The organism is Halorubrum hochsteinianum, assembly GCF_023702125.1.
In the GTDB taxonomy this organism is placed as follows: domain Archaea; phylum Halobacteriota; class Halobacteria; order Halobacteriales; family Haloferacaceae; genus Halorubrum; species Halorubrum hochsteinianum.
This window is the reverse complement of the sequence record NZ_CP098415.1, coordinates 806,687-823,294: the sequence shown is the minus strand read 5'-3', so window position 1 is coordinate 823,294 and position 16,608 is coordinate 806,687. Positions and strand designations below refer to the sequence as shown.

At 69.7% G+C, this 16,608-nt stretch carries 13 protein-coding genes; 8 read left to right on the top strand and 5 right to left on the bottom strand.

From position 1 onward, the window contains the following. Positions 1–28: 28 nt before the first annotated feature. Positions 29–940 (top strand): HpcH/HpaI aldolase/citrate lyase family protein, encoded by a 912-nt coding sequence (locus tag NAF06_RS04055; RefSeq protein ID WP_008582409.1) that lies wholly within the window; start codon positions 29–31, stop codon positions 938–940. Positions 941–1,316: 376 nt separating this feature from the next. Here NAF06_RS04055 and NAF06_RS04050 read toward each other — a convergent pair whose 3' ends face one another. Then, complete coding sequence (locus tag NAF06_RS04050; protein WP_008582407.1) at positions 1,317–1,685, bottom strand: VOC family protein; 369 nt, start codon at positions 1,683–1,685, stop codon at positions 1,317–1,319. Positions 1,686–1,819: 134 nt separating this feature from the next. On the opposite strand from NAF06_RS04050, the gene NAF06_RS04045 reads away from it, so the two are divergent. Next, entirely contained in the window at positions 1,820–4,915 is a 3,096-nt protein-coding gene (locus NAF06_RS04045; protein WP_008582405.1) for an FAD-binding and (Fe-S)-binding domain-containing protein, read from the top strand. A 228-nt stretch (positions 4,916–5,143) separates the two neighbouring features. Next, on the top strand, positions 5,144–5,266 hold the full coding sequence (locus NAF06_RS15455; protein ID WP_256470650.1) for a hypothetical protein: 123 nt from the start codon (positions 5,144–5,146) through the stop codon (positions 5,264–5,266). A gap of 194 nt (positions 5,267–5,460) precedes the next feature. Here the strand turns inward: NAF06_RS15455 and NAF06_RS04040 are convergent, their stop codons facing one another. Further along, entirely contained in the window at positions 5,461–7,227 is a 1,767-nt protein-coding gene (locus NAF06_RS04040; RefSeq protein WP_008582404.1) for an L-lactate permease, read from the bottom strand. A 263-nt stretch (positions 7,228–7,490) separates the two neighbouring features. Then, entirely contained in the window at positions 7,491–7,940 is a 450-nt protein-coding gene (locus NAF06_RS04035; RefSeq protein ID WP_008582402.1) for an acyl-CoA thioesterase, read from the bottom strand. Positions 7,941–8,116: 176 nt separating this feature from the next. Here NAF06_RS04035 and NAF06_RS04030 point away from each other — a divergent pair, with 176 nt between their 5' ends. Together NAF06_RS04030 and NAF06_RS04025 are read left to right on the top strand one after the other, a co-directional pair. After that, on the top strand, positions 8,117–9,769 hold the full coding sequence (locus tag NAF06_RS04030; protein WP_008582400.1) for a methyl-accepting chemotaxis protein: 1,653 nt from the start codon (positions 8,117–8,119) through the stop codon (positions 9,767–9,769). Beyond that, entirely contained in the window at positions 9,762–10,493 is a 732-nt protein-coding gene (locus tag NAF06_RS04025; RefSeq protein ID WP_049908631.1) for a G protein-coupled receptor family protein, read from the top strand. The genes NAF06_RS04030 and NAF06_RS04025 overlap by 8 nt, the downstream gene beginning before the upstream one ends. 48 nt (positions 10,494–10,541) lie before the next feature. Here NAF06_RS04025 and NAF06_RS04020 read toward each other — a convergent pair whose 3' ends face one another. Both NAF06_RS04020 and NAF06_RS04015 read right to left on the bottom strand, forming a co-directional pair. Continuing rightward, positions 10,542–13,010, bottom strand: coding sequence for an efflux RND transporter permease subunit (locus NAF06_RS04020; protein ID WP_008582394.1), 2,469 nt, complete (start codon positions 13,008–13,010; stop codon positions 10,542–10,544). A 3-nt stretch (positions 13,011–13,013) separates the two neighbouring features. Further along, a complete protein-coding gene (locus NAF06_RS04015; protein ID WP_008582393.1) occupies positions 13,014–14,648 on the bottom strand; it encodes a COG1361 S-layer family protein in 1,635 nt (544 codons plus the stop codon). A gap of 261 nt (positions 14,649–14,909) precedes the next feature. Between NAF06_RS04015 and NAF06_RS04010 the strand changes: the two genes are divergently transcribed. The 3 genes from NAF06_RS04010 to NAF06_RS04000 all read left to right on the top strand — a co-directional run bounded on the left by NAF06_RS04010 (position 14,910) and on the right by NAF06_RS04000 (position 16,365). Continuing rightward, a complete protein-coding gene (locus NAF06_RS04010; protein ID WP_008582391.1) occupies positions 14,910–15,542 on the top strand; it encodes a TetR/AcrR family transcriptional regulator in 633 nt (210 codons plus the stop codon). A gap of 249 nt (positions 15,543–15,791) precedes the next feature. After that, entirely contained in the window at positions 15,792–16,088 is a 297-nt protein-coding gene (locus tag NAF06_RS04005; RefSeq protein ID WP_008582388.1) for a ribbon-helix-helix domain-containing protein, read from the top strand. Next, on the top strand, positions 16,078–16,365 hold the full coding sequence (locus NAF06_RS04000; protein WP_008582385.1) for a type II toxin-antitoxin system RelE family toxin: 288 nt from the start codon (positions 16,078–16,080) through the stop codon (positions 16,363–16,365). The genes NAF06_RS04005 and NAF06_RS04000 overlap by 11 nt, the downstream gene beginning before the upstream one ends. Positions 16,366–16,608 lie beyond the last annotated feature (243 nt).

Below are 16,608 nucleotides of genomic sequence, written 5' to 3'. Positions count from 1 at the left end.
ATGGATAAGGGTGATAGATCCGTCACACATGACTGACGTCACCCTTCGTCGGACGCAGCTGGCGACGCCCGCGAGCGACGAGAAGATGATGCACTCGGCGGCCGACAGCGACGCCGACGAGGTCTTCCTCGACTTAGAGGACTCGGTCGCGCCCGACGCGAAGCCGGCCGCGCGCGAGCCGCTGATCGAGGCGGCCCGCGAGGAGGACTGGAGCGACAAGGTCCTCAGCTTCCGCATGAACGGTATCGACACAAAGTGGTGGTACGACGACGTGATCACCGTCGTCGGCGAGGCGGGCGAGTTCATCGACGACATCATCGTCCCGAAGGTGAAGTCCGCCAGCGACGTTCACACCGTCGAGAACCTCCTCGCGCAGGTCGAGGAGAACAACGGACTGGAGGTCGGCGCGATCGGGCTCGAACCTCAGATCGAAGACGGCGAGGGGATCCACAACGTCCACGAGATCGCCCACGCCTCCGACCGCCTCTCCTCTATCATCTTCGGCCCCGGCGACTACTCCGCGGCGATGGGGACCCCCGGCCTCGACATCGGCCAGTTCCCGGAGTACCCCGGCCACTACTGGCACCACGCGCTCTCGGAGTGTAACTCCGCGGCGAAGTCGGCCGGCCTCCCCTGTCTCGACGGTCCGTACGCCGACATCGAGGACCCCGACGGGTTCCGCGAGTCCGCCGAGAACGCCAGCATGATCGGCTGCGACGGCAAGTGGGCGATCCACCCGTCGCAGATCGAGATCGGTAACGAAGTGTTCGCGCCGGACCCGGAGACGGCCGAGCGCGCCAAGCGCATCGTCGACGCCTACGCCGAGGCGATGGAGGAAGGCAAGGGCGCGGTGTCCGTCGACGGCCAGATGGTCGACGAGGCGACCAACAAGATGGCCCAAGACATCGTCGAGAAGGCCGAGGCCGCCGGCATCCTGTAATCGGCCGACCGACCGTTCGACCCGCGTCCCGCCGACACCTCGAACTTTTTCGCGTCGACTCAGTCCCGGAGCGGTCGTGCTCTGAACGACCGTGAGCGAGGGCGACGACCACTTACAAAGAACGACGCGGTCGGCGCGTGCCTGCGAGCGGGCCATCGGCCCGCGAGGCGCACGCGCGAGGTCGCCGGCGCTACGCGCCGGCTGCCAGAGGGACCTTCGGTCCCTCGCTGGAGTCGCTGGCCCCGGAGCGAAGCGGAGGGTGCCAGCGACGAGGCTGGGGAGGCGTGAGGTACGGTTGCTGTGTGGGCGGGGCTTTGGAGGTCTTCGCAGTTGGATCGACGACAACTGCGTATCGCCCGTCGCTCGTTCGCTCTATCTACAGCGGCTCGATCAGCTCGACCGCGTGCCCGTCGGGGTCCTTCACGAACGCGGTCCGCGCGCCCGCCTCCGGCTGGTCGCCCGGCTCCTTCACGACGCCGTGGTGGTCGATCGATTCGAACGCCTCGTCGACGTCGTCGACGCCGACCGCGACGTGGTCGTACCTGTCGCCGTCGTCTCCCGGCTCCTCGCCGTCGGTGTCGGACAGCTGGAACTCGACGCCCGCGTCGTCGGCGACGTAGACGTTCCGCGTGTCGCCGTCCGCCGTCGTGAACTCCCAGGAGCGCTCGAACCCGAGCTGTTCGACGTACCAGTCCGCCGTCCGGTCCGCGTCGGCCACGTTGAGACACGTGTGGAGTATCTCCATGGGACCCGGCTCTCGCGGTGACGGCATAAATCCCGGCGGGAACCGCTCCCTCGGCGACGGCGGCCGCGTCGGCGTCGCCTCGCAAATTTATCATTAACAAAGGTTTTATTCGCTTTCTCGCCCCGGAGTACACCATGGCAACCGAACCCACGTGGGGGAGTGACGCGCCGGACTTGGACACGTCCGCGGCCGCGCTCGGTCACGACCGGCCGGACGTGGCCGCCTACCGGGAGCTGGCGTCGGACCTCCGCGACCGGGTCGAGGGAGGGGTCCAGTTCGACGAGTACGCGCAGGTGCTGTACGCGACCGACGGGAGCATCTATCAGGCGCGGCCGGCCGGCGTCGTCCTGCCGCGCTCCGTCGAGGACGTACAGGCCGCGATGGCGGTCGCGGCCGACCACGGCGTCCCGGTCATTCCGCGCGGAGCCGGCTCCTCGCTCGGCGGGCAGACGGTCGGGCCGGGCTGCGTGGTGTTGGACCTCTCGAAGCACATGGACGAGATCGTCGAGGTCCGGCCCGACGACCGGCGGGCGGTGGTCCAGCCCGGCGTCGTGCAGGACCACCTCGACGACCGGCTGGCGGAGGACGGGCTGAAGTTCGCGCCCGACCCCGCCTCATCCGCGCGGGCGACCGTCGTCGGCGGGATCGGCAACAACTCCACCGGCGCGCACTCGGTGCGGTACGGGATCACGGACGCGTACACGGAGGAACTGAGGGTCGTGCTCGCGGACGGCTCGCTGCTCCACGCCCGGGAGGTCGTCCTCGACTCGCCGGAGTACGAGGCGATCGTCTCCGGCGACGACCTGGAGGCCTCGCTGTACGAGACGACCCGGGCGCTCGTCGAGGACAACGAGGCGCAGATCGACGAGAAGTACCCGAACCTCAAGCGCTCGGTGTCGGGGTACAACCTCCATAAGGTGATCTACGAGAACGACGACGGCGAGGAAGTGATCAACCTCTCGAAGCTGTTCGTCGGCGCGGAGGGCACCCTCGGCACGATCGTCGAGGCCGAGGTGTCGCTGGTCACCCGCCCGGAGGAGACGGCGCTCGCGCTGTACACGTTCGACTCGCTGGTCGACGCGATGAAGGCTGTGCCCGAGGCGCTGGAGTTCCCCGTGAGCGCGGTCGAGCTGATGGACGACGAGGTGTTCTCGCTCGCCGCGGGGTCACAGGAGTTCGCCCAGTACGCCGAGCCGATCCCGGACCGCGCGGCCGCGGCGCTGATGCTGGAGTGGGACTCGGAGCTGGTCGACGACTTCGAGGCGGCGATCGCGGACACGACCGCCCACTTCGTTGACGGGGGCGACGCCTTCGACGTGCTGGAGGCGTACACTGACGAGGATCAGGAAGACCTCTGGAAGCTCCGCAAGGCGGCCATCCCGCTCCTCATGAGCATGCGCGGCGACCCGAAGCCGTACCCGTTCATCGAGGACGCGACGGTGCCGCCCGAGGAGCTGGCCGAGTATGTCGGGCAGTTCGAGGACGTGCTGACGGACCACGACACCTCCGCCGCCTACTTCGCGCACGCGGGCTCCGGCACGCTCCACATCCGCCCGATCCTCTCGCTCAAGGAGGAGGAGGGCGTCGAGAAGATGCACTCCATCTCCGAGGACGTGACGGACCTCGTCTTGGAGCACCACGGCGCGTTCTCCGGCGAGCACGGCGACGGGCTCGCGCGCACCGAGTTCAACCCGAAAATGTACGGCGAGGACCTCTGGAGCGCCTTTCAGGAGCTCAAGTCGACGTTCGACCCCGAGTGGCGGATGAACCCGGGCAAGGTCGTCTACGTCGACGGGGAGGCCGCCGCCGAGCGCGGCTACCCCGACACCGCGGCCGACACGGACATGCGCGAGAACCTCCGGTACGGCCCGGCGTACGAGTCGATCGAGCCGCAGACGGAGCTGGACTTCGACGACGAGGGCGGCTTCTCCCATCTCGTCGAGCTGTGTAACGGCTGCGGGACGTGCCGCGAGACCGACTCCGGCGTGATGTGCCCGACCTACCGCGCCTCCGAGGAGGAGATCCAGGCGACCCGCGGGCGCGCGAACATGCTCCGGGCCGCCATCAGCGGCGAACTGGACGACGACGAGATCCACTCCGACCGGTTCCAAGAGGAGGTGCTCGGCCTCTGTGTCGGCTGTAAGGGGTGTAAGAGCGACTGCCCGACCGGGGTCGACCTCGCGAAGCTGAAGGCCGAGGTGAAACACGAGCACCACGAGGAGGAGGGGTCGGGGCTCCGCGAGCGGATCTTCCGGGACATCGACCGCTTCTCCGCGCTGGGGAGCGCGCTCGCGCCGGTCTCGAACGCGGCGACGAAGATCCCCGGCGCTCGCGCCGTAATGGACGCGGTCGCAGGGATCGCGCCCGACCGCGAACTGCCGACGTTCCGCTCGGAGAGCTTCGAGGACTGGTTCGCGGCGCGCGGCGGCTCGACGGTCGCGCCCGACGAGGCGGTCGACACGGTGGCGCTGTTCCCGGACACCTACACCAACTACAGCTACCCGGCGGCCGGGAAGGCGGCCGTCTCGGTGTTGGAGGCCGCGAACGTCCGCGTGGAGGTGCCCGACGACCTCGCTCCCTCCGGCCGGGCGGCGTTCTCGACGGGCTTCCTCGACGAGGCCCGCGAGCGCGCCGCGACCAACGTCGAGCGGCTCGCGCCACGGGTCCGCGACGGGCAGTCGGTCGTGTTCGTCGAGCCGTCGGACGCCGTGATGTTCCAAGACGAGTACCTCGACCTCCTCGACGGCGACGACGTCGAGGCCGTCTCCGCCGCCGCCTACGGCGTGTTAGAGTATCTCGACGCCGGCCGCGTCGACGAGCAGTTGGCGTTCGACGCGCCCGCGGAGTCGCTCACCTATCACGGCCACTGTAACCAGAAGGCCACGAACAAGGACCACCACGCGGTCGGCGTGTTGCGGCGCGCCGGCTACGACGTGGACCCGCTCGACTCGTCGTGTTGTGGGATGGCCGGCTCCTTCGGCTACGAGTCGGAGCACTACGACATCTCGAAGGCGATCGGGCGGATCCTCTTCGATCAGGTCGACGAGAGCGACGGCGAGACGGTGACCGCGCCCGGCGCGTCCTGCCGGTCCCAGCTGGGCGACCGCGACGAGGGCACCGAGGCCCCGCCGCACCCGATCGAGAAGGTCGCCGAGGCGGTGACCGGTCCCGCGGTCGCCGCCGACGCGAGCGTCGCCGAGCCGACCGGCCCGGCGGCCGCCGACGACTGACGGCGGCGGACGACCGACGATGGCGGACGACCGACGGCGGCTGCGGCGGCGCGGGGGATCCACCCCGCCACCGGCCGCGGAACTCCCTATTCTCTCGGTCCGACCGATCCGCCCGGTGAAACGTCCCGAACGATCCTGACGATCCAGTTGATACATCATGAACAATTCACCACGATATGTTGCGATTTCGAGCCGCTTATGCCTCTGAGGGTACGATTTAGGGATGTAATGGGAGATATCAAAAAGAACTACAAGAGCGGCTCCGTGCGACTGAAAGACTCCCCGCGCCCCGAGGACCTCGACGCGGCGACCAGCCCGGTCGCACGCCTCGTCGAGTGGCTCCGCGCCTGAACCGCGTTCCCCGTTTCTCTCGGTAACGCGCCGTCCGGCCCGTCCGAAATTCGAAACCACGGCCCGAGCGCTGGCGAGGCTTCCGAGTCGAGCGGTTCTCCGTCTTCGATTCCGCCGTTAGTGCCAGCGCCGCGGCTCGCGAGTCGCGGTCGCGTCGAGCGAAAAAGTCCGCGCCGCGGCGTCGGTCCCGACGCTCAGAACACGCCGGTGAACAGCACGTAGCTGAACAGCAGACACAACAGCCCGACGCCCGTCGCGTAGTACAGCAGCGGGATGAGGTTCAGCCGCATCACCCGCCCTTCCTGTCCGAGGAGGCCGACCGTCGCCAGCGCGGCGACGAGGTTGTGGATCGCGACGAGGTTCCCGATGGCACCGCCGACGGCCTGCGCGCCGACGATGATCGTCCGCGGGAGCCCGAGCTGCGTCGCCGCCTCGAACTGGAACGCGCCGAAGGTGATGTTCGAGACGGTGTTCGACCCGGCCATCGCGGCACCGAGCGCGCCGATCAGCGACGCGAACGCCGGATACGCGACCCCCAGCAGGTCGGCGGTCGTCTGCGCGAGCAACACGATCATGCTCCCGACCTCGGGCGCGCTCGGGTGCGCGCCGGACTGGAGCATCACCTGAACCATCGCGATGACGAAGACGAGGGCGATGAACGGCGAGACGATCTTCCGGGCGGCCTCCCTCCAGGCGTCACCGACCTCCTGACCGGACATCCCGAAGATCGGGATCGCCAGCACGGCGCTCACGAGCAGCCAGAACCCGGGGACGTTCATCCACGCGACGGAGCCGCTGAGCGTCGTCCCGAGGATGTCGTTCCAGTTGATGACGAAGGCGCTGCGGTTGATGAAATCGGAGATCGGACCGACCGCCCGCGTCACGACCAGCAGGACCACGAGCAGGACGTACGGCGACCACGCCTTCAGGAGCGACATCTCCTCGTCGACGTCGGTGATGTCGGCCGCCTCCGCCTCGGGCGAGACGCCGCCGCGGCTCTCGGCACCGCCGTTCGACCCGTTCGACTGCCCCGGTTCGATCGAGCCGACCCAGTGGTCCTCCCAGCGGTCGCGCTCGGGGAACTCCCAGTCCTCGTCCGGGAGCAGGTACCCCGCGCGCAGGATCGACAGGACGATCGCGCCGCCCACCATCGAGCCGATGAGCGCCGGGAACTCGGCGGTGAGGAACCACGCCGAGACCCAGTACGGGACCGCGAAGGAGATCCCGGCGACCAGACAGAGCGGCGCGACCTCCCACGCCGGCGCGAGCGACCGCTCGTCGGGGTCACCGAAGAAGTAGACGACCATCCCGACCGCGAAAAGCGGCATCACGAACCCGACGAGGGCGTGATACGTCGCGGCCCACGCGGCCACCTCGACCGAGAACTCCCGGACGGTCATCCCCCCGCCCTCGATCGCGGTCCGGGTGAAATCGACGCTCTCCATCGGGCTCTGGATCCCGACCACGATCGGCGTCCCCACCGCGCCGTAGGTGACGGCGATGATGTGGCCGATGATCGCCGCGACCACCGCCGCGAGCGCCGGGAAGCCCAGCCCCAAGAGCAGCGGCGCGACGACCGCCGCGGGCGTCCCGAAGCCGGCCGCCCCCTCGATGAACGTCGCCATGAAGAAGGCGATCAGGACGATCTGGACGCGGCGGTCGTCGCTGACCGTCGCGAACCCGCGGTTGATCCGGTCGAACGCGCCCGCCTCCATCAGCGTGTACAGGAGGACGAGCGCGCCGAAGACGATCCAGAGGATCTCGATCGCGGTCATCACCCCCACGGCGGACGCCCCGGCGAGCCAGTTCACCGGCATGTTCCACGCGAAGTAGCCGACCCCGATCGCGGCGACCCACGCCAGCGGCATCGCGCGGGTCGCCGGCCAGAGGAAGCCGACGAGCAGGACGCCGGCGAGCAGCAGCGGGACCGCCGCGATCGCGACGTCGACCCCGGTCGTCATTCGGACCCCCCTCCGTCGTATCCAGCGGTTCGACACCCTCCACGGCTCGTGTTAGGAATAGTCTCCCACATGCGACGTGGGTTCATCACGTTCATTAATTATAAAAACTCGCGTTTCAACGAAACTGTCACTTTCGCTCGAAACCCCGCCGTCAACCCCCTACGGCGGGGATACTACGGTGGTGGCGTCCGACGACGGGAGACTGACATGCGACGGGTCGTGGTCGAGGGCGACGGCGGTCGGTCGCGCCGCCGCGGGGTCGATCACCGCTCCTCGTCCGGCTCCGCGGCGAGGGCCTCGTCGCGGAGCTCCCGACAGCGGTCGCCCGTGACCGCCAGCTCCGGGACGGCCGTCGGCGTCCCCGACTCGTCGACGGCGACGAACACGAAGTACGACTCCGTGGTGAGCTGGCGCTCCCCGGTGCGCGGCGACTCGCGGTACGCGCGGATCCGCGTGCGAAGGCTCGTGCGCCCGACCGCGTACACGTACGACTCGATGACGCAGGTGTCTCCCTGCGGGACCGGCCGCTTGAAGTCGAGGCCGTTGATCTTGGCCGTGACGCAGGTCTCGCCCGCGGCGCGCATCGCGGACATCGCGCCGATCTCGTCCATCCACTTGACGACGTTGCCCCCGTGGGCGGACTCGTAGTTGTTCGTGTGCGTGGGCTGGACGCGCTGGCGGTTCTCGATGTACGTGCCGCTGACGCTGGGCATGCTCGTGGGTGGCGCGGCTGCCGGAAAAAGGCCGGTCCCGAGGCGGCCCATCACCCCGAATTCGGCGGGTTTCGGACCCAAACCGGGTCGAAGACTCACCGTCCGTCGAATTATCGACGCGTGTAATTTGGCCTGTACTCCTAAATAGGGCATCTCGTTTGGTACATACAGACCATATGCTGAACGCGATCACCACGCGGTACGGCCGACGGGTCGGGGCGGCCGTGCTCCTGACGCTCGCCGCGACGCTCGGATTCGTCGCCCTCTTCGCGGGGCACGTCGCGACGGTGGGCACGCCGGCCGCGGCGACGGCGGCGCTGACAGCGGTCGGCGTCGTCGTCACGCTGAACCTCGGCCTGCTGGGCATCGTCCTCGTCGGGAACGTCGCGGTCGAGCTCCGGCGGCTGACGGAGACCGCCGAGGCGGTCGGCCGCGGCGAGTTCGACGCGAACGCGACCTCCGACCGCCGCGACGAGATCGGGCGGCTGTTCGACGCCTTCGACGAGACGCGCCGGTCGCTCCGGGACGCGGTCGCCGAGTCCGAGCGCGCGCAGTCCGAGGCGGAGACGGCCCGCGAGGAGGCCGAGGAACTCTCCGACACGCTGCTCGACCGCGCCGAGGAGATCGGCGGCGCGATGGAGCGGGCCGCGGAGGGCGACCTCACGCGCCGGCTCTCCGAGGACAGCGACGTCGACGCGATCGAGCGCATCACGGCCGCGTACAACGAGATGACCGGCGGGCTCTCGACGACGGTCGAGGACATCCAGTCGTTCGCGGGCGACGTGGAGGCGACGAGCGAGGAGATGGCGGCCGAGGCCGACGACGTGGCCGCGATGAACGAGGAGGTGGCCGCCGAGATGCGCGAGCTGGCCGACGAGTTAGACGAACAGACCGACCGGCTGCGCGAGACGGCCGCGGACACCGACGACTTCTCGGCGACCGTCGAGGAGATCGCCTCCACCACCGACGAGGTGGCCGGCGACGCGAGCGCCGCGGCCGACCTCGGCGAGGAGGGCGAGGCCCGGGCGCGGGAGGCGATCGAGGCGATCGTCGCGATCGGCGACCTGCTCGCGGATCTGGACGAACTGGTCGCCGGGCTGGACGACCGGATGGACGGCGTCGCGGAGACGACCGACGTGATCGCGGACATCGCCGAGCAGACCAACATCCTCGCGCTGAACGCCTCGATCGAGGCGTCGCGCGCGGGCGGCGACGGCGACGGGTTCGCGGTCGTCGCCGACGAGGTGAAGGGGCTCGCCGAGGAGACGCGCGAGTCCACCACGGAGATCGAGGCGACGATCGGCGAGGTGACCGAGGACGTGTCGGCGGTCGCCGGCGAGATGGACCGGACGATGACCGAGTTGGACGAGACGACCGCGGCGGTGCGCGAGGCGGGGACGGCGATCGAGGAGCTCACCGGCACCGTCGAGGACGTCGACGTCGCGATGGGTGACATCGCGCGGGCGACCGACGAGGGCGCGGAGGGGATCGAGTCGGTCGCGGCGCGCGTCGAGGCGGTCCACGGCTCCGCCACCGACGCCGCGGACCGCGCCCGAAAGCTGGCCGAGACCGCGGACGACACAGCCGAGACCGTGGGCGACCTCGCCGAGACGGCGACGGCGCTCGCCGAGCGCACCGCGTCGCTCACCGAGCGGCTCGACCAGTTCGAGACGCGGGCGACCGACGCGACGCCGGGCTCCGTGACGGCGGCGACCGCGGCAGCGGCCGACGCCGAGCCGGGTCCCGGCGCGACCGACGCGGCCGCGGACGGGGGCGACGCGCCACCGGACCCGGCCGGCGGCGACGCGGAGGTGAGCGCCGATGATTGAGCCGGGCACGGTGCGGTTCGCGTCGGCGGGGATCTACGCGGTCTCCGCGGTCGCGCTGCTCGCGCTCGCGAGCCGCAAGCCCGCTGAACTGCGCCGGTACTGTTACCCGTTCGTCGCGGTCGTGGCGCTCGCGGGCGTCGGCGTCGGACTCTGGGGCGCGGGAATCGGGACGATACCCATCGCGAGCGGCACGCTGGAGGGCGGGCAGCTACTCACCGACTACGTGGCGTACCCGTTCCTGTTCGGGTTCGCGGCGTTCGTCGCCGGGGCGAGCCGGCGGTACATTGGCGCGGTCGTCGCGGTCACCGTCGCGATGCGGCTCGGCTACGACTTCGCCGAGGTGTTCGCGGGACCGCTCGCGACGGCGGGCACGCTCGGCATCCTCGTCGGGTACGCGGCGCTGGTCGGGCTGTTCTTCGGCCCGGTGGCGAGCGCCGCGTCGCGCCAGCCCCCCGCCCGCGAGCTGTTCTACAAGAAGACGCGCAACCTCTCGCTTTTCGCCTTCGGCGTGCTCATCGCGTGGGCGATGCTCCAGATAGCCGGGGTGTTCGACGCGTTCACGGCGACGGTGACGCTGGAGTATCTGGATCTCCTCTTGCGCGTCGGCTTCGCCGGCTTCGTGTTCGCGAACGTGGAGACGCTGGCGGCGGAGACGGAGTCCGCGGAGGGCGACGACGGCGGGCGCGTCGCGTCCGCGACGACCGGCGCGTCGGCCGCGGACTGACGGTCGGATCCGAGGCGGTCGAATCGCCGACGGTGGCCGCTTCGGGGCTCAGGCCGGACTCGTCGCGGGTCGTCCCGCCGGCGCGCCGCGGTAGCGCTCCCACAGCAACACCGCCGGCGGCAGCGCGACGACCGTGAACACGAACGAGTACAGCACGCTGAGCGCCATCAGGAGCCCGAAGTCGCCGAGTACCGGAGTGATCGCGAGCGCGAGCGCCCCCGTCCCGAGCGACGTCGTGAGCATGCTCCCGAGCAGCGCCCCGCCGGTGCCCGACAGCGTCTTGATCATCGCGTCGTAGGCGTTCCGGCCGTCGTTGTACTCGTCGATGAACCGGTGGGTCGCGTGGACGGAGTACGCGATTCCCAGCCCGATGGATATCGAGAGGATCGTCGCCGTCAGCGCGTTCAGCGACAGGCCGAGCGCCCGCATGGTCCCGATGAGGAAGGCGATCGCGACCAGGATCGGGAAGACGTTCACGATCCCCAGGTACGGCTTCCCCTCCAACACGGCGTAGGCGACGACGAGGAACCCGGCCGTCAGCCCCACGGCGAGGATCATCCCCTGGATCGCCGAGTCGAAGATGATGTCGGTGATCGCGTCGAAGACGACGAGCTGGCCGGTAGCGGTCGCCTCGTACCGGAAGTCGTCGGCGAACGCGCGGGCGTCGGCGGCGGCCTCGGCCTGCGACGCCTCCGCGTCGATCGCGTACTCGACCTTGGCGTTCCGCCGGTCCGGCGTGAGGAACTGCTCGGCGCGGTCGCCCGACGCCGACGCGAACAGCTCGTCGTAGACCTGGTCGAGGTTCTGTTCTGGCACCCCGTCCCCGTCGCGGTCGTTCCGCGCGACGAGTTCGCCGAACTCGGGGTCCCGCTCGGCGTGCGACCGGATCACCGTGGCGACGCTCGTCGGACGGGCGCTCCCGCCGTCACCGACCGCGAGCGCGTCCGGCGGGTCCGCGTTCGGCTGCGAGAGCGCCGCCAGGGCGTGGTCCGACTCGAAGTTCCCCTCGACGTATATCGTCACCGACTGGTCCTGACTCGTCGCGAAGCGGTCCTCCAACAGGTTGATCGTCTCCGTGACGGTGTAGGTCCCGGGCGCGAACGGCTCGGGCAGCGACGTGACGTACTCCGGCTGTTCGGCCGGCGGGAGGAAGTCCTCCTGCTCGAAGGAGGTGTCGACGCCGCTCCCGTAGGCGGCCGCGACCCCGCCGGTCAGGAGCAACACCACGACGAACGCGATCGGCGCGTACCGGCTGGCGCGCGCGGGGAACGCGAGCAGGCGGCCGAGCGTCGAGCCCTCGGAGGAGATCGGCTTCGAGTTGAACTCGGGGACGCCGTAGCGCTCGCGCAGGCGGTCGACCTCCAGTTTCGCCGCCGGGAGGAACAGTCCGAAGATCAGGAAGGTGAACACGATGCCGATCGCCGACGCGAGCCCGAGGTCGCGGATCGGGGTGAGATCGGAGATGACGTTCGCCCCGAACCCGAACACCGTGGTCACCGTGACGATGACGAACGCGACCATCAGCTGGTTGTTGGCGGTCCGCATCGCCTCGACGGGCTCGAACCCCTGAACGGTCTCCTCGCGGTAGCGGTTGATGATGTGGATCCCGAAGTCGACCCCCACCGCGAGCAGGAGCACGGGCACGGCGATCATCTGCTGGTTGAACGGGATCCCTGAGTAGCCGAGGAACCCGAACGTCCACAGCACCGTCATCAGTAGCGACAGCAGCCCGAGCGAGAGGTCGATCGGGTCGCGGTAGGCGACGACGAGGAACAGCAACAGCAGCAGCACCACGACGGGCATCACGATCGTCAGCGAGTCGCCGATCACCTGCCCGGTCTCGGCGTTGGTGATCCCGGTGCCGAAGGCCCGGATGTCCGCCGGCTCGTCGTCAGCGATCGAGGCGACCTCCGTCTGGAGCCCGGCGAGGTCGTCGAACCCGCTCGGCACGTCGTGCGAGACGACCGTGATCGAGGCCGACGCCGAGGCGCTCGTCGGGTTGAAGTCGGTCGCGAGGCTGCGCGAGAACGCCGGGTTCGCGTCGTCGAGCTGACGGACGGTCCGGCGCACCTCCGTCTCGGTCGCGCCCTCCAGCGCCCGCCGCTGTTCGGTCACCGTGGTCGCCGAGGGGTCGATCGCCTGCGCGACGATGGTGGCCGGACCGTTCGCGTCCGCCACCCGCAGCGACTCCCGAGACTCGACGCGTTCGATCACCCGGAGATTCCTGACGAGCGCCTCCTTCGAGAGGGCGTTCCCGCTGACGTGGATCAGCTGGGTCGACTCGTCGTCGGCCGCGAACGGGTCCTCGAACTCCTCGTTGACCGCGTCGAGCGCCTCCTGTTCGTCGAGCCCTTCGGTGAACCCCTCGGTGGGCTCGGTCTCGGTGGAGACGAGCCCGATCCCCCCCGCGAACACCGCGGTCAGCAGGAGGAACGCCACGACGACCGCCCGCGGGCGGTCGACGATGACGTCGTTGAGGCGTCGTATTCCCGCCTCGATCCGCTCGCCGAGCCGCATCGCTCACCGCCTCCGGTACCAGACGACCGCGCCACCGGCCGCGACGACGACGAGCGCGACGACGATCGGACCGACCGGCAGCCCGCCGCCCTCGCTCTCCGTCACGTCGATCGGCGTCCGGACCGTGTCGGACAGCTGGCTGTCACCGTCGGCGTCGTCGTACCGGAAGTCGAACGAGATCGGGTACGTGCTCCCGGGCGTGGCCGCCGCGGTGGCGCTCAGGTCGAAGGTCATCGTCACGGTCTCGCCCGGTTCGATCGACTGCGCGTAGCCCGTGTCCGTGTCGCCGGTCGCGATCGGGTCGTCGGCGAACAGCCGGGCCTCGACGTCGCTCACAGTCTCGTCGAGGTTGTTCGTCACCTCGACCGAGAGGGTGCGCTCGCCGCCCGTTTCGAGGGTCCGGTCGGCGACCGCGACATCGAACCGGTCGCGCTCGGGCGCGACGTCGAAGAGCAGTTCCAAGTCCTGATACGCCCGCCGTTCGAGGTCGGCGGTGCGGTACTGGACCGCGACGTCCGCGGTGCGAGCGACCGCCTCGGCCTCGCCGCCCACCTCGATCGGCAGCCGGAAGTCGGCGGACTCGCCGGGGCCGAGCGTGCCGACGGCGACGGAACGCTCGACGGGGACGACGTTCGCTGACTGCTCGGCGTACTGGACGACGACGTTGCGCGCCGTCGCGGGACCGTCGTTGGTGACCGTCCCCCGGAGGTCGCCCTTCTCGCCGACGTAGAGGTCGGAGTCGACGTCGTCGATCGAGAAGCGCTGTTCGGCACCCGGCCGGACGCTCGCGGACGGGCTCTCGTCGGCGCGCTGGTACCCCTCGCTCGTGTCGAAGGTGACCGTCCCGTCGAGCGCGTAGTCGCGGACGGGCGCGCCGGCCGCGAAGCCGACGTCGTAGGTCACGGTCGCCGTCTCGCCTGGTTCGAGTTGCCCGATCCGGGCGGAGTCGCGCGGGCTCTCGCCGAACGCGAGCCCGGCGCTCGCCGACTCCAGCGTGACCGTCGCGTCGCTGGCGGCGTCGGCACCGATGTTCTCGACCTCGGCTTCGAGCGTCCCCTGGTCGCCGATCCGCGCGTCGGTCGTCACGTTCGTGATCTCGAAGCGGGCGTCGTCGCTCACCTCGACGGTGACCTCGCGGTCGACGGTCTCCTGCCGGTCGTAGACGACGTTGCCGGACTGCTGGTAGGTGTGGGAGTACCGCAGTTCGACGTCGATGTCGTAGGTGCCCGGTTCGACGTCGCTCGGGACGCCGACCGCGATCGGCGCTTCGCCGGGTCGGTTCTCGGTGACCGCGCCGATCGCCACGGTGCCCGTCTCGACGGTGAGGGGCGTGCCGCCGGCGTCGGCCTCGACGCGCACGTTCCGGGCCGTGGTCGCCACAGCGCGCGCGTCCGACGGCCCCAGATCGAGGTCGCCGTCGTTCGTGACCTGAAGCGAGACGGAGTTGGTCTCGCCGACGTTGATCGTCGGCTGCGCGACGGAGACGGCCAGATCCGGCGAGCCGCGGATCGTCGCGCCGGCCTGCTGTTCGACGGCGTCGCCGGACTGCCCCGCGACGGAGGCCCCCGCGACCGCCACGGTCCCGGAGACGAACAGGGAGACGACGAGGAGCGCGGTGAGCGCGCGACGCCCCCTCACGCCGCCACCTCCGCGTCGTCGCGCCGCGCGGGAGTCCGACCGGTCCCGTCGGCGTCGTCGTTCGCCCGCCTCTCACCCGAGCGACGGGGGTTCGTCGGAGTCGCAGCCAGTCGGTCCGCAGCCGAGACGCACAATCGAGAACGGAGTCGTTTCACACTCTCTGAAAAACCCACGAACCAATAATGTTTTCGTTCGTGGAATCGTACGCCGGTGTATGTCGTTTCAGAACCATTACCCCGAACCGACGCGTCGACCGAGACGATGACTCGGTTCAGCGACGAGGACCGCGAGCGGATCCGCGGCGAGTTGGTCGAGGCGGGCCGCGAGCTGTTCACCAGACACGGCTTTGAGCGGACGCGGATCAAGGACGTGACCGAGGCCGTCGACATCGGGACGAGCACGTTCTACCAGTTCTTCGACTCGAAGGAGATGCTGTACGTCGCGGTGCTCAAGCGGGAGCGCGACCGGCTCATCGAGCGCGTCGACGCCGCGGTCGCGGCCGCCGCGACGCCGCGCGAGGAGGTCCGGACGATGCTCGAAACGCTGTTCGACGAGGTGCGCTCCGACCCGCTCATCTCGCGGCTGATAGTCGAGAACGAGCTCCAGGCGCTGCTCGATCAGCTCTCCGAGTCCGAGCGGGAGTCGCTCGCGGCCGACCCGCCGGGCGAGCCGCTGGGCTACGCCGACCGATGGGTCGAGGAGCCGTCGTTCCGGTTCGACGACCCCGACCTCGTCCGGGACGCGGTCACCTCGCTGATATTCACCACGCGCTCGCAGGAGCTGGTGCGCGAGCCCGGCACCGCCACCGAGCCCGCCCGCGTCGACCGCGCGCTGATCGACACCATCGTCGACGGCCTGTTCGTCGACGTCGCGGACGAGGCGGCCGCCGAGTGAGGCGACCGTCGTCGCACGACAGCGCCGCGCGGCGACGCCTGCGGTTAGGACGCACGAGATCGATGCGACTCGCGAGCGCGACGATCTCTCTAAAACCGTCGCGGACGACCGGGCGATCCCCTCCCGCCCCCGGTCGCCCGCGAGGGCACTCTCGCACCCGTTCTCGCGTACGCACGCGAAGACGCATAGAAACTGCGAGCGCCGATCCCTGACAACGCTTAAGCATATACGTCTGCTACCCAAACGTATATGTCAAACGCAGACGCGCCCGACGGCGGTGACGGCCCCGAGATGGTCCAAATAAACCTCCGGCTCAGTAAGTCGTTCCTCGACGACATCGACGCGACGTGGAACGAGCAGGGATTCAACTCTCGAAGCGAGTTCCTGCGACACGCTGCCCGCGACGCGGTGAAACACCCGGCGTTCTCGCGCGAGGGGTGGAAACAGATCGCGGCGAGCGAGCACGAACTCCGGGCCAGTGACGAGTCGCTCGTCTCGCGCGAGGACGTCGTAGCGAGTATGGACCGCGACGACGATGGGGAGTGAGGACGCGTGGACGTGGGCGTTCACGTCGCGGGCAGCCGACCAGTTCGACGCGCTCGACGGGCACGTCCAAGACCGCATCGTGTCGAAACTCGACTCGGTCGTCGAATCGGAGTGGCGCGACCCGGACGAGTTCCTCGAACCGCTCACCGGCGGCCCGTTCTCCAAGCTTCGCGTCGGGCAGTATCGACTCGCGTGTGTTCTCGACCGTCGCGGGTCAGTCGTCGAGGTCCACCGTATCGAGCACCGAAGCGGCGCGTACACGGCCGACGACGACTAATCTGACCGGTCGTCTGCGATCCGGAACCGGCGTACTCGCGCAGCTCCCGAGCGCGACGATCACCTCGAAAACCGGCCGCAGACGACCTGGCGATCCCCTCCCGCCCCCGGTCGCCCGCGAGGGCACTATCGCGCCCGTCCTCGCGTACGCACGCGAGGAGACTTGGCGAACACAGTCGCTCAGACGGACGCCAACCGCACGCCGGTCCCAGCGGCCGACCGCGTTCGATCCGAGTCTGTAGCC

Coding starts and splice junctions, on each gene's coding strand:
- NAF06_RS04055 (WP_008582409.1), top strand. CDS start 29: ATGACTGACGTCACCCTTCGTCGGACGCAGCTGGCGACGCCCGCGAGC.
- NAF06_RS04050 (WP_008582407.1), bottom strand. CDS start 1,685: ATGGAGATACTCCACACGTGTCTCAACGTGGCCGACGCGGACCGGACG.
- NAF06_RS04045 (WP_008582405.1), top strand. CDS start 1,820: ATGGCAACCGAACCCACGTGGGGGAGTGACGCGCCGGACTTGGACACG.
- NAF06_RS15455 (WP_256470650.1), top strand. CDS start 5,144: ATGGGAGATATCAAAAAGAACTACAAGAGCGGCTCCGTGCGACTGAAA.
- NAF06_RS04040 (WP_008582404.1), bottom strand. CDS start 7,227: ATGACGACCGGGGTCGACGTCGCGATCGCGGCGGTCCCGCTGCTGCTC.
- NAF06_RS04035 (WP_008582402.1), bottom strand. CDS start 7,940: ATGCCCAGCGTCAGCGGCACGTACATCGAGAACCGCCAGCGCGTCCAG.
- NAF06_RS04030 (WP_008582400.1), top strand. CDS start 8,117: ATGCTGAACGCGATCACCACGCGGTACGGCCGACGGGTCGGGGCGGCC.
- NAF06_RS04025 (WP_049908631.1), top strand. CDS start 9,762: ATGATTGAGCCGGGCACGGTGCGGTTCGCGTCGGCGGGGATCTACGCG.
- NAF06_RS04020 (WP_008582394.1), bottom strand. CDS start 13,010: ATGCGGCTCGGCGAGCGGATCGAGGCGGGAATACGACGCCTCAACGAC.
- NAF06_RS04010 (WP_008582391.1), top strand. CDS start 14,910: ATGACTCGGTTCAGCGACGAGGACCGCGAGCGGATCCGCGGCGAGTTG.
- NAF06_RS04005 (WP_008582388.1), top strand. CDS start 15,792: ATGTCAAACGCAGACGCGCCCGACGGCGGTGACGGCCCCGAGATGGTC.
- NAF06_RS04000 (WP_008582385.1), top strand. CDS start 16,078: ATGGGGAGTGAGGACGCGTGGACGTGGGCGTTCACGTCGCGGGCAGCC.